At 73.6% G+C, this 17,922-nt stretch carries 16 protein-coding genes; 12 read left to right on the top strand and 4 right to left on the bottom strand.

Annotated elements, in window-relative coordinates:
* Positions 1 to 127 precede the first annotated feature (127 nt).
* Both EKG83_RS09380 and rocD read right to left on the bottom strand, forming a co-directional pair.
* Positions 128 to 1,501 carry a DUF2252 domain-containing protein gene (locus EKG83_RS09380; protein WP_051766292.1) on the bottom strand — a complete coding sequence of 458 codons (1,374 nt, stop codon included), beginning with the start codon at positions 1,499 to 1,501 and terminating at the stop codon, positions 128 to 130.
* Between the two features lie 95 nt (positions 1,502 to 1,596).
* Entirely contained in the window at positions 1,597 to 2,820 is a 1,224-nt protein-coding gene (gene rocD / locus EKG83_RS09385; protein WP_033432610.1) for an ornithine--oxo-acid transaminase, read from the bottom strand.
* A gap of 142 nt (positions 2,821 to 2,962) precedes the next feature.
* On the opposite strand from rocD, the gene EKG83_RS09390 reads away from it, so the two are divergent.
* The 6 genes from EKG83_RS09390 to EKG83_RS09415 all read left to right on the top strand — a co-directional run bounded on the left by EKG83_RS09390 (position 2,963) and on the right by EKG83_RS09415 (position 8,380).
* A complete protein-coding gene (locus EKG83_RS09390) occupies positions 2,963 to 3,859 on the top strand; it encodes a PPK2 family polyphosphate kinase (RefSeq protein WP_084716715.1) in 897 nt (298 codons plus the stop codon).
* Positions 3,860 to 4,003: 144 nt separating this feature from the next.
* Positions 4,004 to 5,071, top strand: coding sequence for a lactonase family protein (locus EKG83_RS09395; protein ID WP_170191882.1), 1,068 nt, complete (start codon positions 4,004 to 4,006; stop codon positions 5,069 to 5,071).
* Positions 5,072 to 5,126: 55 nt separating this feature from the next.
* The gene (locus EKG83_RS09400; protein WP_063741382.1) at positions 5,127 to 5,960 is read left to right on the top strand and encodes an SGNH/GDSL hydrolase family protein; all 834 of its coding nucleotides are present in this window, start codon (positions 5,127 to 5,129) and stop codon (positions 5,958 to 5,960) included.
* Between the two features lie 33 nt (positions 5,961 to 5,993).
* Entirely contained in the window at positions 5,994 to 6,797 is an 804-nt protein-coding gene (locus EKG83_RS09405) for a HipA family kinase (RefSeq protein WP_033432638.1), read from the top strand.
* Positions 6,781 to 7,170, top strand: a complete 390-nt coding sequence (locus EKG83_RS09410; protein WP_033432611.1) for a DUF3037 domain-containing protein — start codon at positions 6,781 to 6,783, stop codon at positions 7,168 to 7,170. Before EKG83_RS09405 ends, EKG83_RS09410 begins: the two co-directional genes overlap by 17 nt.
* A 73-nt stretch (positions 7,171 to 7,243) precedes the next feature.
* Positions 7,244 to 8,380: an LCP family protein gene (locus EKG83_RS09415; protein ID WP_084716716.1), complete on the top strand. Its 1,137-nt coding sequence runs from the start codon at positions 7,244 to 7,246 to the stop codon at positions 8,378 to 8,380.
* 61 nt (positions 8,381 to 8,441) lie between these two features.
* Here the strand turns inward: EKG83_RS09415 and EKG83_RS09420 are convergent, their stop codons facing one another.
* On the bottom strand, positions 8,442 to 9,632 hold the full coding sequence (locus EKG83_RS09420; protein WP_228122544.1) for an MFS transporter: 1,191 nt from the start codon (positions 9,630 to 9,632) through the stop codon (positions 8,442 to 8,444).
* Between the two features lie 61 nt (positions 9,633 to 9,693).
* Here EKG83_RS09420 and EKG83_RS09425 point away from each other — a divergent pair, with 61 nt between their 5' ends.
* From EKG83_RS09425 to EKG83_RS09445, 5 genes are all read left to right on the top strand, one after another.
* The gene (locus EKG83_RS09425) at positions 9,694 to 10,419 is read left to right on the top strand and encodes a TetR/AcrR family transcriptional regulator (protein ID WP_033432613.1); all 726 of its coding nucleotides are present in this window, start codon (positions 9,694 to 9,696) and stop codon (positions 10,417 to 10,419) included.
* Positions 10,420 to 10,557: 138 nt separating this feature from the next.
* Complete coding sequence (locus tag EKG83_RS09430) at positions 10,558 to 11,367, top strand: transposase family protein (protein WP_084717238.1); 810 nt, start codon at positions 10,558 to 10,560, stop codon at positions 11,365 to 11,367.
* 562 nt (positions 11,368 to 11,929) lie between these two features.
* Positions 11,930 to 12,706 carry a 3-hydroxybutyrate dehydrogenase gene (locus EKG83_RS09435; protein ID WP_051766516.1) on the top strand — a complete coding sequence of 259 codons (777 nt, stop codon included), beginning with the start codon at positions 11,930 to 11,932 and terminating at the stop codon, positions 12,704 to 12,706.
* Positions 12,707 to 12,739: 33 nt separating this feature from the next.
* Complete coding sequence (locus EKG83_RS09440; RefSeq protein WP_033433675.1) at positions 12,740 to 14,071, top strand: MFS transporter; 1,332 nt, start codon at positions 12,740 to 12,742, stop codon at positions 14,069 to 14,071.
* An 18-nt stretch (positions 14,072 to 14,089) separates the two neighbouring features.
* On the top strand, positions 14,090 to 15,943 hold the full coding sequence (locus tag EKG83_RS09445; protein WP_033433612.1) for a helix-turn-helix domain-containing protein: 1,854 nt from the start codon (positions 14,090 to 14,092) through the stop codon (positions 15,941 to 15,943).
* 48 nt (positions 15,944 to 15,991) lie between these two features.
* Here EKG83_RS09445 and EKG83_RS09450 read toward each other — a convergent pair whose 3' ends face one another.
* Positions 15,992 to 17,299 (bottom strand): alpha/beta hydrolase family protein, encoded by a 1,308-nt coding sequence (locus tag EKG83_RS09450; protein WP_051766517.1) that lies wholly within the window; start codon positions 17,297 to 17,299, stop codon positions 15,992 to 15,994.
* A 342-nt stretch (positions 17,300 to 17,641) separates the two neighbouring features.
* Here EKG83_RS09450 and EKG83_RS09455 point away from each other — a divergent pair, with 342 nt between their 5' ends.
* The gene (locus EKG83_RS09455) at positions 17,642 to 17,908 is read left to right on the top strand and encodes a hypothetical protein (RefSeq protein ID WP_033433614.1); all 267 of its coding nucleotides are present in this window, start codon (positions 17,642 to 17,644) and stop codon (positions 17,906 to 17,908) included.
* Positions 17,909 to 17,922 lie beyond the last annotated feature (14 nt).

The following is a 17,922-nucleotide window of genomic DNA, read 5'->3' on the forward strand; positions in this document are numbered from 1 at the left end:
GAACTTAGCCGGGACACCCCCGGAGTTCACCTCGGCGCGGTGGAACTCCTCCCGGTGGAGCACGCGGACGCCTGCCGCGGCCGGCCGGCCGCGCCCGCGGGCCCGCTCAACGCGGTGGTGCCCCCGGTCACCCGGTCGCCGCGGGCAGCCGCCCGGCCCCGACCGCCCGGACCAGCTCCTCGTGGTCGGCGCAGGTCTGGTCGGCGTAGTCCAGCGCGTACCGGCCGATCGCCCGGTCCAGCTCCTCGCCGCCCGCGCAGTACCCGGCGAGCAGCCGCGGGTCGAGCGACCGGCTGTGCGCGCGGGCCAGCAGCGCGCCCGCCAGCCTGCCGTAGTCGTCCAGGTCGTCGCGCTTGAGCGCGGTCGCGTCGATCTCGCCCTTGCGGTTGCGGAACTGCCGGACGATGAACGGCCTGCCGTCGATGGTGGTCCAGCCGAGCAGGATGTCGGTCTCGGCCTGCACGAGCCGGGCGCCGTGCACGACGCGCTTGCCCTCGTGCTTGACCGGCGCGGCGGGCAGGAACGGCGCCAGCGCCGACGGCCGGGCCTCCTTGGCCTGGAGCACCAGCGCCTCGTCGCCGTTGCCGCGCAGCAGCACCAGGTAGTTGCGCAGGCCCACGCTGCCCGTGCCGACCACGCGGAACGCCACGTCGGACACGCCGTAGCGCATGATCAGGTTGTAGCGGGACTCGCGCAGCGTGTCCACGTAGGACGGCAGCGCGTCCACCACGTCCCGCGCCACGCCGGGGGAGACGGCGGTCAGCACCGGCGGGTCGGGGACGAACCGCCAGTGCTCGCCCTCGCGCCGGGTCCACTTCGCCGCGACCCGGGCGCTGGTGTTCTTGCGCGCCTTGGACGCGGCCTTGGCGAAGTGGTCGACCAGGTCGTCGGCCTTGCTCTTGGACAGCGCCGACTCGTCGCCCAGCGCGCTCCACGACTCCAGGAACGGCAGCTCGGCCAGGTGCCGGGCCGCGCCCCGGTAGGCGCGCACCGCGTCCTCGGCGGCGTCGCGGCAGCCCTTCTCCGACACCCCGCCCTCGCGGCCGGCCAGCACCAGCGAGGTGGCCAGGCGCTTGAGGTCCCACTCCCACGGGCCGGGCAGGGTCTCGTCGAAGTCGTTGATGTCCATGACGATGTTGCCCTCGGGCGTGCCGTAGAGCCCGAAGTTGGCCGCGTGCGCGTCACCGCACAGCTGGGCGTCCAGCCCGGTGCGCGCGCCCACCGCCAGGTCGCCCGCCATGAGGCCGGCGCTGCCCCGGAAGAACGCGAACGGCGAGGCGAGCATCCGGCCCACGCGCAGCGGCACCAGCTCGGGCAGCCGGCCCTCGTTGGACGCCTCGACGTACTCCACGACCGTCGGCCGGTCCGGGGCGAGCGGCGCCTTGCGGTGGGCCTCGTGGCTCACCGCCGCGCGCAGCTCGCGTCCGCGCGCCAGCACCTCCTCCGGTTCCACCCACCGGCCCAGCGCCCTGGCCGCCTCGGCCCGCTTGCGTTCACCCATGTGGTCAATGATGGGCGTGGAGGCCGGTGGATACACCGGCCTCCACGCGTCTGTGACCTGGGGAATCACGCTTAAAGCGCAATTCGGGCGGGGAATCACCGCCGAGTGGTCAACACCTCACCGACCGCGTCCACACCGCGGTCCAGCTCCTCGCGCGTGATCACCAGCGGGGGCGCCACGCGCAGGGTCGTCTCCTGGGTCTCCTTGCACAGCACGCCCAGCCGCGCCAGCGCCTCGGACGCCTCCCGGCCGCGCGGGCCGCCGGGCGCGATCTCCACGCCGGCCCACAGGCCGCGCCCGCGCACCTCGGCCACGCCGTGCCCGACCAGCTCGCCCAGCCGCGCGTGCAGGTGGGCGCCCAGCTCGCGGGAGCGCCGCTGGAACTCCCCGGTCGACAGCAGCCGCACCACGGCCCGGCCGACCGCGCAGGCCAGCGGGTTGCCGCCGAAGGTCGACCCGTGCTCGCCGGGCCGCAGCACGCCCAGCACCGCCCGGCTGCCGACCACGGCGGACACCGGCACGATGCCGCCGCCGAGCGCCTTGCCCAGGGTGTAGAGGTCGGCGCGCACGCCCTCGTGGTCCAGGGCCAGCAGGTCGCCGGTGCGGCCGAGGCCGGACTGGATCTCGTCGGCGATCATCAGCGCGCCGCGCTCGTCGCACAGCGCCCGCACGCCGGCCAGGTAGCCCGCCGGGGGCACGACCACGCCCGCCTCGCCCTGGACCGGCTCGACCAGCACGGCCGCGGTGCGGTCGGTGACCGCCGCCCGCAGCGCGTCCAGCGAGCCGTAGGGCACCACCCGGAAGCCCGGCGTGAACGGCCCGAAGTCGGCGCGGGCGGTCTCGTCGGTGGAGAACGACACGATCGTGGTGGTGCGGCCGTGGAAGTTGGCCCCGGCCACCACGATCTCGGCGGTGTTCTCCGGCACGCCCTTGACCCGGTAGGCCCACTTGCGGGCGACCTTGATCGCGGACTCCACGGCCTCCGCGCCGGAGTTCATCGCCAGCACCATCTCGGTGCCGGTCAGCTCCGCCAGCTCGCGGCAGAACGGGCCGAACTGGTCGTGGTGGAACGCGCGGCTGGTCAGCGTGACCCGGCCCAGCTGCCCGACCGCGGCCGCCACCAGCTCCGGGTGGCGGTGGCCGAAGTTCAGCGACGAGTAGCCGGACAGGAAGTCCAGGTAGCGGCGCCCCTCGACGTCGGTCACCCACGCGCCCTCGCCGTGGGAGAGCACGACCGGCAGGGGGTGGTAGTTGTGGGTGCTCCACTCGTCGTCGAGCGCGATGAACTGCTCGGTGGTGGGAGCGGCGATGGCGGTCATGTCACCAGGCTAAGGGGCCCGTGCCAGCGATTTCAGCCGCCAGGCGTTGCGCATCCGGTGTATTCGTTGCGCAATCTGCCGTTAACGTGGCGATGCATTGCGTGCGAGCCGTCGCGCCCGCGGCCCGACTACCTTGACGGGGATGGCGAAGAAATCCTCGAAGGTGGGGGCGGGTCCCGTCGAGCCGGTTCCGGCCGAGTCGGTTTCGGCGGCCTTCCGGGTCGGCCCGGACCTCGACCTGGCCGCGCTCGACCCGGCGGCAACGCCCGTCGGGCCGTCGTCCAAGGCCGAGGCGGCGGCGGACCTGGCCAGGGTCGGCGAGGAGCTGGACGGGCTCCAGGAAGCCCTCTACGCCGAGGGCACCGGCGGCGGTCGCCGCAGGCTGCTGCTGGTGCTCCAGGGCATGGACACCTCCGGCAAGGGAGGCACCATCCGGCACGTCGCGGGCCTGGTCAACCCCCAGGGCCTGCACATCGCCTCGTTCAAGAAGCCCACCCCCGCCGAGCTGCGCCACGACTTCCTGTGGCGGGTCCGCCGCCAGGTGCCCGCGCCCGGTTACATCGGGGTGTTCGACCGCTCGCACTACGAGGACGTGCTGATCGCGCGGGTGGACGAGCTGGTGCCCGCCGCCGAGTGGCGGCGCCGGTACGCGCTGATCAACGACTTCGAGCGCGAGCTGGTCGACCAGGGCGTCACGATCGTCAAGTGCTTCCTGCACATCTCGCCCGAGCGGCAGAAGGAGCGGTTGATCGCCCGGCTGGAGGACCCGGTCAAGCGGTGGAAGTACAACCCGGCCGACCTGGCCGTGCGCGCCAAGTTCTCCCTCTACCGGCAGGCGTACCAGGACGCCCTGGTCGAGTGCTCGTCGCCGACCGCGCCGTGGTTCGCCGTGCCGTCCGACCGCAAGTGGTACCGCAACTGGGTGGTCGCCCGGCTGCTGCTGGAGGCGTTGCGGGACCTGGCGCCGGCCTACCCGCAACCCTCGTACGATCCCAGCGTCGAGTTGGCACGCCTCCGGGACGCCGATCCGTTGCGCTAGACGCAATCTTCGTTGCGCCTCTTGTCGCCCGTCAGTGGTCCAGGCCACTGTGGGACTGCCGCGGGCAGTTCGAGCGGAGGTGTCGGCGTGGTCGTGGGCAGGCGGCGGTTCCTGGGGGCCGTTGGCGTGGGAGCGGGGTTGTTGATGACCGAGGGTGTCGCATCGGCGGACGGGGGCGGTGCGGTGGTCCGCGCGTACCTGGGGACCTACACCAGTTGGCCGGGCGGCGGCGAGGGCATCGGCGTGGGGGAGTACGACCCGGCCACCGGCGCCCTGCGGGTGACCGGCGTGGTGGCCGGCGTGCCGAACCCGTCGTTCGTGATCGCCGAGGGCAGGCGGCTGTACGCGGTGAACGAGGAGGCCGACGGCGGCGTGACCGCGCTGACCACGGGCCGCGACGGCGTGCCGGAGGTGGTCAACCGGGAGTCCACCGGCGGCGCCGACCCGTGCCACCTGGCGCTGCACCGCGGGTACCTGCTGTCGGCCAACTACAGCTCCGGCAGCGTCGCCGTGCACCCGGTCCGGCCCGACGGCGGGCTGGGCGGGCGCACCGACCTGGTCGAGCTCACCGGCTCCGGCCCGGACCCCGAGCGGCAGGAGGGCCCGCACGCCCACCAGGTGCTGCCCGACCCGAGCGGCCGGTTCGTGCTCGTGGTCGACCTGGGCACCGACTCGGTCCACACCTACGAGCTGGACGACCGGGGCAGGCTCACCCGGACCGCCACCGCGCGCCTGCACCCCGGCGCCGGGCCCCGGCACCTGGCGTTCCACCCGTCCGGGCGGTTCGCCTACATCGCGAACGAGCTGGACTCCACGGTCGTGGTGGCGAGCTACGAGCGCGGCGTGCTCAAGCCGGGGCCGAAGCTGAGCACCCTGCCCGAGGGCGCGCCCACCACGCCCCGCAACTACCCGGCCGAGGTGGTCGTGTCGGCGGACGGGCGGTTCGCCTACCTGTCCAACCGCGGGCACGACAGCGTGGCGGTGTTCGCGGTCGAGCGGCAGGGTGCGGCGCTGCGGCTGGTCGAGGCCGTGCCGGTGGGCGGCGCGTTCCCGCGGCACATCACCCTCGACCGGGCCGGGCGGTTCCTGCTCGCGGCCAACCAGAACTCCGGCAACGTCACCACCTTCGCCGTCGACCGGGCCACCGGCAGGCTGCGGCAGGTCGGTTCGGCGGAGGCGCCGATCCCGGTCTGCGTCGCCCTGAAGGGGTAAGCCCTGACGGGTTAACTTCCCGGCCCCCGACTGTCCACAGTGGTAGGACGACCGCATGAACATGATCGCGGTCGCGCTGCTGCTGTCCCTGGTACCCGCCCCGGCCCCCGTCGCACCGGAGTACGTCGCGCTCGGCGACTCCTACGCGTCGGGGCTCGGCGCGGGCAACGAGTCGTCCGCGCTGTCCGACTCCTGCCGGCGCAGCCCCCACGGCTACCCGGAGCTGTGGGCCGAGCGGAGCGGTGCGTCGCTGGTGTTCGCCGCCTGCGCGGGCGCCACCACGGCGGACGTGATCGCGCAGGCGGCCCGGATCACCCCGGAGACGGGGCTGGTGACCATCACCGCCGGCGGCAACGACGCCGGGTTCACCGACGTGATGACCACGTGCACGATCAGCCAGGACGACGCGTGCGCGCGGCGGGTCGACGAGGCCGAGGCGTTCGTCCGCGACGAGCTGCCCGGCCGGCTGGACGCCCTGTACCGCGCGGTGCGCGAGCGGACCTCGGCGGAGGTCGTCGTGCTGGGGTACCCGCGCCTGTTCAGCGACAGCGCGCTGTGCGTGATGGGCAAGCCGAAGCGCGACGCGCTGAACCGGGCGGTCGACCTGGTCGCCGAGGTGACCGCGGCGCGGGCGGAGGCGGCCGGGTTCACGTTCGCCGACGTGCGCGACGGGTTCGACGGGCACGGCGCGTGCGCCGCCGCCCCGTGGGTGAACGGCGTGGTGCTGGTCCCGATGGACCGGTCCTTCCACCCCAACCGCGACGGCCACCGGTACGGCTACCTGCCCGCGCTGGCCGAGGCGGTGGGCGGCGACGAGGTCGCTGACGACGAGGTCGTCGACGGTGAGCCGGTCGGTCCGGGCGCGGTCGCTCCGGGCGTGGTCGGTTAACCGGTTGGCGGTGGCCGCGGCCGACCGGCGATGATGCCCGGCGTGGAACCCACGAACGGGCTGCGCCGGGTCGCGGCCACGCGTTACGTCACGCCCTTCCGGGAGGGCGGCTCCCTGCCGGGGCTGGTGGAGGCCGACGACCTCGGCATGTACGTGCTGAAGTTCCGGGGCGCCGGCCAGGGCGTCAAGGCGCTGGTCGCGGAGGTCGTCGTCGGCGAGCTGGCCCGCCGCCTCGGCTTCCGCGTGCCGGAGCTCGTCCTGGTCGACCTGGACCCCGAGCTGGGCCGGTCCGAGCCCGACCAGGAGGTGCAGGAGCTGCTGAAGGCCAGCGGCGGGTGGAACCTGGGCCTGGACTACCTGCCGGGCTCGTTCGACTACAACCCGGTGGTGCGCGAGCCGTCCGCCGACCTGGCCGCCCGGCTGCTGTGGCTCGACGCGCTGACGCTCAACGTGGACCGGAGCTGGCGCAACCCCAACACCCTGCTGTGGCACCGGGAGCTGTGGCTGATCGACCACGGCGCCTCGCTGTACTTCCACCACTCGTGGCGGCCGGAGCGCTTCCCGGCGGCGGGCTACCGGTTCGACGCGGCCGACCACCTGATGATGCCGTTCGCGGGCCCGCTGGCCGAGGTCGACGCCGAGCTGGCCGCCCGCGTCACCCCGGAGCTGGTGCGCGAGGTGCTGGCGCTGGTGCCGGACGCGTGGCTGGCCGCGGACGAGGCGTTCGGCACGCCCGAGGCCGTGCGCGACGCGTACGAGCGGTTCTTCGCCGCCCGCCTGGCCGGGCCGCGGACGTGGGTCGACGAGCTGGAGGCCGCGCGTGCCGCACGTGTTTGAGTACGCCGTGCTGCGGGCGGTGCCGCGGCAGGAGCGGGGCGAGTTCGTCAACGTCGGGGTGCTGGTCTACTGCCGTGACCTGGACTTCCTGGGTGCCCGCGTGCACGTGGACGAGGCGCGGGTGCGGGCGCTGGACCCGTTCCTGGACGTGGAGGTGCTGCGGGAGAACCTGGCGCACCTGGGGCTGTCGTGCGACGGCTCGCCGCACGCCGGCCCGGTGTCGCGCACCTCGCCCGGCCAGCGCTTCCGCTGGCTGACCGCGCCCCGGTCGACGATCATCCAGACCTCGCCCGCGCACACCGGCCTGACCGAGGACCCGGGTGCCGAGCTGGACCGCCTGCTCACCGCGTTGGTGCTGCCGCCCGCGCACTAGGCTTGGCAACCTCTTGGCCCGCACCGCGTCCCTAGGTGCGAGCAGTGGCCGACACACGGAGCGGGGTCCCTTGATGAACGCCGGGTATCAGCAGGGCGGGTACCAACGGGGTGGGCGCCCGCCGCAGCGCCCCCACCAGCCGACGCGGGCCTACCCGGTCGGCGGCAGGCAGCCGCGGGACACCCACCGGCCGCCCGCCCACCAGCCGGTCGGGCAGCAGCGGGCGGCCGCGGGCGGGTACCGGCAGGCGCCGCCGCGCCGCAAGCGGCGGGTCGGCCGGATCATCGCCGTGGTGCTGGTGGCGCTGCTGGTGGTCGCCGTGGGCATGTGGTTCTACGTCGACTCGTCGCTGCGCCGCATCGAGGCGCTGCCCGACTACGAGGGCAGGCCCGCCGACACGCCCGGCACCAACTGGCTGCTGGTCGGCTCGGACGCGCGCGACGACCTGACCGAGGAGCAGAAGGCCGAGCTGGCCACCGGTGACGCGGGCGGGCGGCGCACGGACACCATCATGCTGCTGCACATCCCGGAGGGCTCCGGGAACGCGACGCTGGTGAGCATCCCGCGCGACTCCTACCTGCCCATCCCGGGCAACGACCGGAACAAGGTCAACGCGGCGTTCGCGTTCGGCGGCGCGCCGCTGCTGGCGCAGACCGTCGAGGGCGCCACGGGCATCCACATCGACCACTACATGGAGATCGGCTTCGGCGGGTTCGCCGGGATCGTGGACGCGGTCGGCGGCGTGGACATGTGCATCGAGGAGCCGATGCAGGACCCGTTGGCGGGCCTGGACCTCCAGCCCGGGTGCCAGGAGCTCGACGGCGCGCAGGCGCTGGGCTTCGTGCGGACCCGCGCGTTCGCCACGGCCGACCTCCAGCGGGTGGAGAACCAGCGCAAGTTCCTGGCCGCGCTGACCGACAAGGCGACGAGCCCGGGCGTGCTGCTCAACCCGTTCCGCGCGTTCCCGCTGCTGTTCGCGGGCACGGACTCGATCTCGGTGAACGAGGACGACAACCTGCACCACCTGGCGGGCATGGCGTTCGCCATGGGCGGTGGCGTGGACACGGTCACCGTGCCGGTGGGCGGCACGCCGACCGTGCCGGGCGCGGGTTCGGTCGTGGAGTGGGACCGGGAGAACGCGCTGCGCCTGTTCGGCGCGCTGGAGAAGGACGAGCCGGTGCCCGCCGACCTGCTGCCGCAGCCGAAGTAGGGCTCTGCCGGGGAGAGAGGTCGGGCCGCCGGGCGCTGAGGTCCCGGCGGCCCGACCGTCCTCAGACCTCCTCCACCGGCACGTCCGGCACGCCGAGCGCGCGCACCGCCCGCGGCACGACCACCGCGCCCGCCAGGATCACCCCGGCGGCCGCCAGGCAGGCGACCCGCCAGTGCGCCCCGTCGTACAGGGCACCCGCCACCACGCTGCCGACGAGCGCGCCGACCAGGCACGCCGCCTCGTAGACGCCCATGCCGCGGCCGACCTGCCCGCCGGACGCCTCGGCGACGACGGCCTGCTGGACCGGCACCACCGCCGCCCACGCGAGCCCGCTCAACACCCACAGCGCGGCGATCGCGCACGGGTTCGGCGCCCACGCCAGGCCCACCGCGAACGCGCAACCGGCCAGCGATGCCGCGACCAGCACCCGGCGCCGCCCGAACCGCAGCACGTACCGGTGCAGGTGCTCCGCCCCCACGCTCATCGCGACGGCGCCCGGCAGGAACACCCACGCCGTCTCCACGACCCCCAGGCCGAACCCGCGCTGGAGGTGCAGGAGCAGCAGCAGTCCGACGGCCGACTCCGCGGCCGTGGTCATCACCACCGCGAACAGCACGGGCCGCAACCGCCTGCCCACCACGCGCAGGCCGAGCCCGGTCGCGCGCTCGCCCGTCGCGTGCCTCCGGGGAGCGGTCCCCAGCAGCACCGCCGCCACCGCGCACGCCGCCGCGCAGGCCCAGAACACCCCGGCGAACCCGATCCGGCCGATCAGCGACAGGCCCACCACGAAGGCCACCCAGGCCCCTGTCTCCCGCGCGGAGAACAGGCGCGGGAACACCGCCGAGTCCTCGGCCAGCCGTTCGCCGACGATCGCCCGCACGGCCACCCACAGCAACGCGCCACCGGCGCCGCCGACCGCCGCCGCGACGTACGCGGTGACCGCCCCCTGCGCGACGGCGTACCCGGCGCACGACAACGCGTACAGCAGGGCGCCCAGCGCGGCCGTGCGGCGGCGGTCCCACCGATCGGCCAACACCCCCGCGGCCGGCCGCACCACTACCGACAACGCCATCTCCGCGGCGAGCAGGACACCGACCTCGGTGGCGCTCAACCCGATGGCGGCACCGGCCCACAGCGGCAGCACGAAGTCGATCAGCTCGTTGGGCCCGTTGGCGAACGCGGCCGCCCACAACGCGCTCTTCTCCCTCTCGTCCCCCCTCGTCCCCCTGCTCCGCCGGTCCCCTTCCACCACCGTCAGCCCCCAAACTCCGAACACCGTTCGAACAACTCCGAACGGTATACTGAGTTTCACCATGGCCGCAAAGGACGACGTGCAGCGACGGACGTTGGAGCTGCTCTGGAAGGGCGCACGCCGCCCCGCCCGCGGCCCGCAGCAGGGCCTGACCGTCGAGCGCATCGTGGCGGCGGCGATCGACCTGGTCGAGGCGGAGGGCCTGACCGCGCTGTCGATGCGCCGGGTGGCCCAGGAGCTGGGCGTGGGCCCCGCGTCGCTCTACACCTACCTGCCGGGCAAGGCGGAGCTGGAAGCCCTGATGCTCGACGCCGTCCAACTGGGCGAAACGCTGCCCCACGAGTGGCCGGGCGACTGGCGCGCCAAGACCGAGGCGTGGGCCAGGTCGGACTGGGAGGGCTTCCGCCGACACCCGTGGCTGCTGCGCCTGGTGGCCACCACGCCGTTCCCGGGCCCGAACACCCTCCGCTGGCTGGACTCGGCCCTCCGGGTGCTGGAGGACACCGGCCTGACCGAGCCCGAGAAGATGGCCGTGGTCGAGTCGGTCGACTCCTACGTGCGCGGCCAGGCCCGCCTCAGCCTGGAAGAACACGCCCCCAGCCCCACCGAGGCGTCGGAACGCGACGCCCTGCTGGCCGAACTGGTCGACTTCACCGCCTACCCGGCCCTGACCCGCACCATCCAGGCCGGCGTGGCCCCCTACGCCGCCGACCGCTTCGAGTTCGGCCTACAACGCCTCCTGGACGGCGTAGCCACCCTGATCACCACCCGCACCCCACCCCCCTAACCCCGCGCGTGTCCTCGAGCGTTATTCAGAACTGCTGGCTGGGGTGGCCGGTGGTGATGCCTGGGCTGACAGCGCAACAGCCCTGCCCGGATAGGGTCGGTTTCCTCTCACAGAAGCACGACCACCAGGACAGGGCTGTTGCGCTACCACTCTACGACCGGGCTGTCCCCTGCCCAGCTGCGGGAGCTGACCACCCGGATCCGCCAGGTCGTCCCCGATCCCGACCTGCGACGGGGACGACCGCCCGCGCTCAGCCTGCACCGTTGTGTGCTGCTCACGCTGGTGCTGCTGCGCCACAACCTGTCCCAGACCCTCGCGGCCGACCTGTTCGGCGTCTCCCAACCCACCGTCTCCCGGATCTTCCGTCGCTTCACGCCCCTGATCGGCCAGGTCCTCTGTCTGCACACCCCGCGCCTGCCCGACCTGCCGGCCCGCCTGACCACGGTGCTGGTCGACGGCACCCTGATCCCCACCGGCACACGCGCCCACCCCGACCCGCACCCCACCGACGCGCCACGGCGCGGCCCGCACCCCAACCACAACGGCAAACACCGCAAACAAGGACTCTCGATCCAGGTCCTGACCGACCGGCGAGGCCGACTGCTCGCCGTCCTCCCACCCCTGCCCGGCCGCACCCACGACAGCCGCGCCTACCGCCTCTCCGGCCTGGCCGACCTGCTGGCCACCACCGTCGTGATCGGCGATCTGGGCTACCAGGGCACCGGCGTGACCACCCCACGCCGCAAACGCCCCGGCCACACCCGCCACACCCCCACAGACCAGGCATGGAACACCCTGCTCGCCCGGCACCGGTGGCCCGTCGAACGCGCCATCGCCCACCTGAAGAACTGGAAAATCCTCGCCACCGGCTACCGCGCCCGCCTGGCCGAACTCCCCACCATCATCCGCATCGTCACCAACCTCGAGCACTACCGCCTGAGCCGATGACTTCTGAATAACGCTCCTCCACTCCGACACCGCGTGTCATGCCTTCAGGCCCGGTGTGTCATGCGTTCAGACCCCTTGAGTTCAACACTCGCGCGACCAGCTTCCCTTGGCCGGATGTCGAACTCGGGGGTCCCTAGCGCATGACACGCGGGTGCTGAGCGCATGACACGCCGGTGCTGGAGGCATGACTCGCGCGGGGTTAGGGGGTGGGGGGTGTGGCGGGGTCCTGGGGCGCAGGTGGGGTGGGAGCAAGAGGGGGAGGCGGGGTTGGGGTGGGGGAGTCTGGGGTGGGTGGGGCGGACTGGCTGGCGAGGATGATGCCCTCGAACTCGCGCAGCAGGTCGTCGTAGATCGGCGTGAGTGACACTTGGTAACCCCCATGGCCTGGTTCGTCCCCCGATCGGGCCAAGGCAGCCTACTTGGGTGGGTGGGGTTGCTTCATGCCGTATTCACGAAGTCGATGTGGAGTGCACTAACTGTTGGCTAAACACATCGGGTGCCGGTGGGTTGTGTTGGCTGCTCACATGGGCCCTGAACCGCAGGTCACCTAGCGTTTCGGGCCATGACGAGTGTCCCCGGTCACAGCGACGACCTGTTCGGCCTGTCAGGGCGCACGGCCCTGGTCACGGGCGCCGGCAGCGGGATCGGGCGGGCGTGCGCGGTGGCGCTGGCCCGTGCCGGGGCGAAGGTGCACCTGGTCGACCGCGACCGCGACTCGGTGACCGGGGTGGCCCGCGAGACCGGCGGCACGGAGCACGTGGTCGACCTCGCCGGCCCCGACCCGGCCGCCGACCTGCCCGCCGAGGTCGACGTCCTGGTCAACAACGCCGGCCTGCAGCACGTCGCCCCGGTCCACGAGTTCCCGCCGGACCGGTTCGAGCTGCTGCAGAAGGTCATGGTCACCGCGCCGTTCCTGCTCGCCCGGCACGTCCTGCCGCACATGTACCAGCGCGGCTGGGGCCGGGTGGTCAACCTCTCCAGCGTGCACGGCGTCCGCGCCAGCGCCTTCAAGTCGGCCTACGTCGCCGCCAAGCACGGCCTGGAGGGCCTGAGCAAGGTCATCGCCCTCGAAGGCGCGCCGCACGGCGTCACCAGCAACTGCGTCAGCCCCGGCTACGTGCGCACCCCGCTGGTGGAGAACCAGGTCGCCGACCAGGCCCGCGCCCACGGCATCGAGCCCGACCGCGTGCTGTCCGAGGTGCTGCTCACCCGGCACGCCATCAAGCAGCTGGTGGAACCGGACGAGGTGGCCGCCGTGGTGCTGTGGCTGTGCGGCCCGCACTCCGGCCACGTCACCGGCTCCTCCTTCACGATCGACGGCGGCTGGACCGCCCAGTAGCCCCCCGTTCCCCCCAACGAAGTGGTGACCGACATGACCAACGCCGCCCGCCCGAAACCCGGATTCCTCAAGGTCGTCATAGCCAGCCTCATCGGCACCACCGTGGAGTGGTACGACTTCTTCCTCTACGGCTCGGCCGCCGCCCTGGTGTTCAACAAGCTGTTCTTCCCCACGGCGGACCCGCTCACCGGCACGCTGCTCGCGTTCACCACCTACGCGATCGGCTTCCTGGCCCGCCCGCTCGGCGGCCTGGTGTTCGGCCACTTCGGCGACCGGCTCGGCCGCAAGAAGCTGCTCGTGCTGAGCCTGCTGCTGATGGGCGGCGCGACGTTCCTGATGGGCGTGCTGCCCACCTACGCCGCGATCGGCGTCGGCGCGCCGCTGCTGCTGACGTTCCTGCGCCTGGTGCAGGGCTTCGCGCTCGGCGGCGAGTGGGGCGGCGCGGTGCTGATCGTGTCCGAGCACGGCAGCGCCGAGCGGCGCGGCTTCTGGGCGTCCTGGCCGCAGGCGGGCGCGCCGGCGGGCAACCTGCTGGCCACCGCGGTGCTCGCGGTGCTGTCCGCGGTGCAGAGCGACGAGGCGTTCCTGTCGTGGGGCTGGCGGGTGCCGTTCCTGCTGTCCGGCGTGCTCGTGCTGATCGGCCTGTGGATCCGGCTCAGCGTGTCGGAGTCCCCGGTGTTCCTGGAGGCGCAGCGCAAGTCCGCCAAGCAGCCGAAGGAGGAGAAGCCCCCGATCGTGGCCGTGCTGCGGGACCACTGGCGCGAGGTGCTGGTCGCGATGGGCGCGCGCATGGCCGAGAACGTGTCCTACTACGTGATCACCGCGTTCATCCTCGTCTACATCACCACCGAACTGGGGCTGGCCCGGTCGGTGGGCCTCAACGCGGTGCTCATCGCCTCCGCCGTGCACCTGGTGACGATCCCGTTGTGGGGCGCGCTGTCCGACCGCATCGGCCGCCGCACCACCTACCTGCTGGGCACGGTCGGCATGGCCCTGTGGATGTTCGCGTTCTTCGCCCTGCTGGACACCAAGTCGTTCCTGCCGATCACGCTGGCCGCCACCGTCGGCCTGGTGCTGCACGGCGCGATGTACGGCCCGCAGGCGGCGTTCTTCTCCGAGCTGTTCGGCACGAAGGTGCGCTACTCGGGCGCGTCCATCGGCTACCAGCTCGCGTCGATCGCGGCGGGCGCCCTGGCACCGCTCATCGCCACCGCGCTGCTGAAGGCGTACGGCACCTCGTTCCCGATCGTGCTGTACGTGCTGGCGATGTGCGTGCTGACGGTCATCGCCGTGGTGGCGGCCAAGGAGACCCGCGGCACCTCGCTGAGCCGGACGGTCACCGAGCGCACCCCGGTCGACGCGTGACAGTGGAAGCATGACGGCATGACCGACGGGCCGGACGCGGTGGAGCACCTGCTGGAGCTGCTGGACCTGCTGGCGGGCGACGCCGACAGCGAGCGGCTGGCGGCGGTGCTCCCCGCGGCCCGCGCGGCCGGGCTGCCGGACCGCGAGCTCGACCGCGTCGCCCGCGCCGCGGAGTGGGCGCTGCGCATCCGCCGCACGCTCACCGCGCACCGCCGCCGCGAGGCCGAGCTGGAGGCCCTGTTCGACACGGCCAACGACCTGGCCGGCGCCCGCGACCCGGACGCCGCGCTGCGGTCGATCGTGCGCCGCGCCCGGCTGCTGCTGGGCGCGGACATCACCTACCTGAGCATGAACGACCCCGGCGAGCGCGGCACCTACATGCGCGTCACCGACGGGTCGATCTCCCCGCTGTTCCAACAGCTCCGGCTCGGCATGGGCGAGGGGCTGGGCGGCCTGGTCGCGCAGACCGCCCAGCCCTACGTCACCGCCGACTACGCCGCCGACGACCGCTTCAACCACACCGGCCCGATCGACGCGGCGGTCCGGGACGAGGGGCTGGTCGCCATCCTGGGCGTGCCGCTCAAGCTGGACCGCCGGGTCATCGGCGTGCTCTACGCCGCCAACCGCACGCCCCGCCAGTTCCCGCCCGACGAGGTGGCGCTGCTGTCCTCGCTGGCCGACCACGCGGCCATCGCCCTGGACACCGCCAACCTGCTGGAGGAGACCCGCGCCGCGGGCGAGGTGATCCGCGCCCACAACGAGGCCATGCGCCGCGCCGAGGAGGCCCACGACCGGCTCACCGACCTCGTGCTGCGCGGCGCGGACGTGCCCGAGGTCGCCGCCGCGGTGGCCAAGGTGCTCGACGGCGGCATCGCCGTGCACGACAGCGACGGCGCCGAGCTGGCCCGCATCGGGACCGCGCCCGCCGCCGCGCCGCGCGCCGCCGTGAACGCCTCCCGCGCCAGCGGCCGGGCCGTGCCGCAGGACGGCGCGTGGGTGTGCGCGGTGCTGGCGGGCCGCGAGCTGCTGGGCAGCATCACCCTGGCCGATCGGCCGGACCTCGGCGACGCCGACCGCCGCCTGTTCGAGCGCGCGGGCGTGGTGACCGCCCTGCTGCTGCTCCTGCGCCGCACCGTCGCCGAGGCCGAGAACAAGGTGCGCGGCGAGCTGATCCACGACCTGCTGACCAGCGCCGACCTGGACCCGGTCGCGCTGCGCGCGCGGGCCCGCCGGGTGGGGGTGGAGCTGGCCGCGCCGCACGTGGTGCTGGTCGCCGACGGCCCGCGCGACCGGCTGCTCGCCGCCGCCGCGCACCACGCCTCCGGCTGCCGCGGCCTGGCGGGCGTGCACGGCGAGCACGTGGTGCTGGTGCTGCCCGGCACGGACCTGGTGGGCGCGGCGGGCACGGCGGCGCGCGTGCTCGGCAAGGCGGTCGGCGCGCCGGTGACCGTGGGGTCCGGCGGACCGGCCGACGGGCCCGGCCGGGTGGCCGCCGCGCACGCCGAGGCGGTGCGGTGCCTGCTGGCGCTGCTGCGGCTGGGCAGGCGCGGCACCGGCGGCACGCTCGCCGACCTGGGGTTCGTCGGCGTGCTGCTGGGCGACCGGGCGGACGTGGCCGGGTACGTGCGGTCCACCCTGGGGCCCCTGCTGGACTACGACGCGAGCCGCGGCACCGAGCTGGTGCGCACGGTGACCGCCTACTTCGCCTGCGGCGCGAACCTCAGCCGCGCCAAGGACGAGCTGCACGTGCACGTGAACACCGTGGTGCAGCGGCTGGACCGGGTGGCCAGCCTGCTGGGGGAGGACTGGCAGTCACCGGACCGCGTGCTGGAGGTGCAGCTCGCGCTGAGGCTGATGCGGGTGCTCGGGTAGCCCCGCCGCTCGGCCCCCGGTGCGGGTCGAGCGGCGGGGCACCGGATTTCAGGCGAGCGCGCACTCCGCGGAGCTCACCGCCGCCGGTCGGCCGACGGTCGCCGACGCCGGCGGGCGGTGACCCGAGAGCCACCCCTCCAGCGCGGCGAACGCCGCCCGGTGGCACGGCGCCAGCGGCCGCAGCCGGTCCGGGAACGCGTCGAACAGCGAGTCCACGTGCGTGCCCCCCTCGATCCGGTAGTAGCGGAACAGCGCGCCGCGGCCCGCGCGCCGCACCATGTCCGCGTACACGTCGGAATCGCGGGAGATGGGGAGCAACACGTCCAAGGTGCCGTGGAGGGTGAGCAGCGGGCGGCCGATGCGCCCGGTGAGCGCGATCCGCTCGACCGCCCGCTGGGCCTGCGGGCGGGTGGCGTAGTCGTAGTCGGCGTCGCAGGCGGGGGTGCCGGGTGCGCAGAACGGCGTGCCCGCCTCCAGGTCGCCGTCCCACGCCGGGTCCAGCTCCTCGCGGTAGATGCGCTGGGTGAGGTCCCAGTAGACCTGGTGGTGGAAGTCCCACAGGAACTCGGACCCGGCCGGGAAACCGGCGGCGACGACCTGCTGCCGGTCGCCGGTGCGGTAGCCGGCGAGGGCGGGCGGCAGGAACGTCAGCAGGTTCGGGCCGCGGGCGGTCCAGAGGGTGCCCTCCCAGTCGACGCCGCCGTCGTACAGCTCGGGGTGGTTCTCCAGCTGCCAGCGCACCAGGTAGCCGCCGTTGGAGATGCCCGTGGCGATGGTCCGCGCCGGCGGGCGGCAGTAGCGCTGCGCGACGACCGCCCGGGCCGCCCGGGTCAGCTGGGTGACCCGGTGGTTCCACTCGGCGATCGCGTCGCCGGGGCGCGTGCCGTCGCGGTGGAACGCGACGCCGGTGTTGCCCTTGTCGGTGGCGGCGAAGGCGTAGCCGCGGGCCAGGGCGAAGTCGCTGATGGCGCGGTCGTTGGCGTACTGCTCGCGCACGCCGGGCGAGCCCGCGACGACCAGGCCGCCGTTCCAGCGCTCGGGCAGGCGGATCACGAACTGCGAGTCGTGCGCCCAGCCGTGGTTGGTGTTGGTGGTGGAGGTGTCGGGGAAGTAGCCGTCGAGCTGGGTGCCCGCCACGGGGGTGGGCGCGGGCAGGTCGGCGGCGGTGAGCCCGGCCCAGTCGGCGGGGTCGGTGCGACCGCCCGCGGTGGACAGGTCGTCGAGGCGGGTGAGTTCCTGGTGCTCGGCACCGGGGACGCGCAGGGGGCCGCACCCCGCGGCGTGCGCGGGTACCGCCTGCACCGTGGTGGCGAGGAGCGCTGCGATCAGCGGAACGGCGATGTTCACCCGTGGCACCGTAGGTCCGTTCGCGGTGCGGGGTAATGGGTCGCGCCGCCATGACGGGGGTCACCGGTGTGGTGCGGGCAGCCACTCGGGCGGGGTGGGTTCGACGACGGTGGGTCAGGGCGTTGTGCCGTCACCTGTACGGGTTACGGCCAGGCGGGGGTGGTTCCGGATCAACTTCGGTCCGAAGGCGTTTGGCCTGGGGCCGAAGTGGTTACTCGCCCGCGCGTGGCGGCCTTGAGTCCCACGAACGGGGTGTTTTGGCCCCTCTGCGCGGGGTAGCTGAGTTGACGCAGTGAAGTTCGCACCTCCAGGTGATTTACGTTCACCCGGCGTGAGGTGTCTGCTTCCGGGGTGACTGAGCAACGGCGCTCTACGCGCACTGACCAGGAGTGGGACCTGATCCGGCGCATCCAGAACCTCGCGTCGCGAGCCGAACGCACCGCGTTCGACCACTCGAACCTCGTGGGCCCGCCACCGTCCCAGCAGCACCTGGACATCCTGGCGGAGATCCGCGCGCTCACCGAGCAGGCGGTGGCGCAGCGGATGCCGAGAGCGGCGGGCCTGCCCCGCCAGGCCGATCCCGTCGAGGACTCCCAGCTGACCGCCCCCCTCACCTGAGGCGGGGCAGCTTC

Origin of the sequence: Saccharothrix syringae (assembly GCF_009498035.1) — a bacterium.
Classification (GTDB): Bacteria; Actinomycetota; Actinomycetes; order Mycobacteriales; family Pseudonocardiaceae; genus Actinosynnema; species Actinosynnema syringae.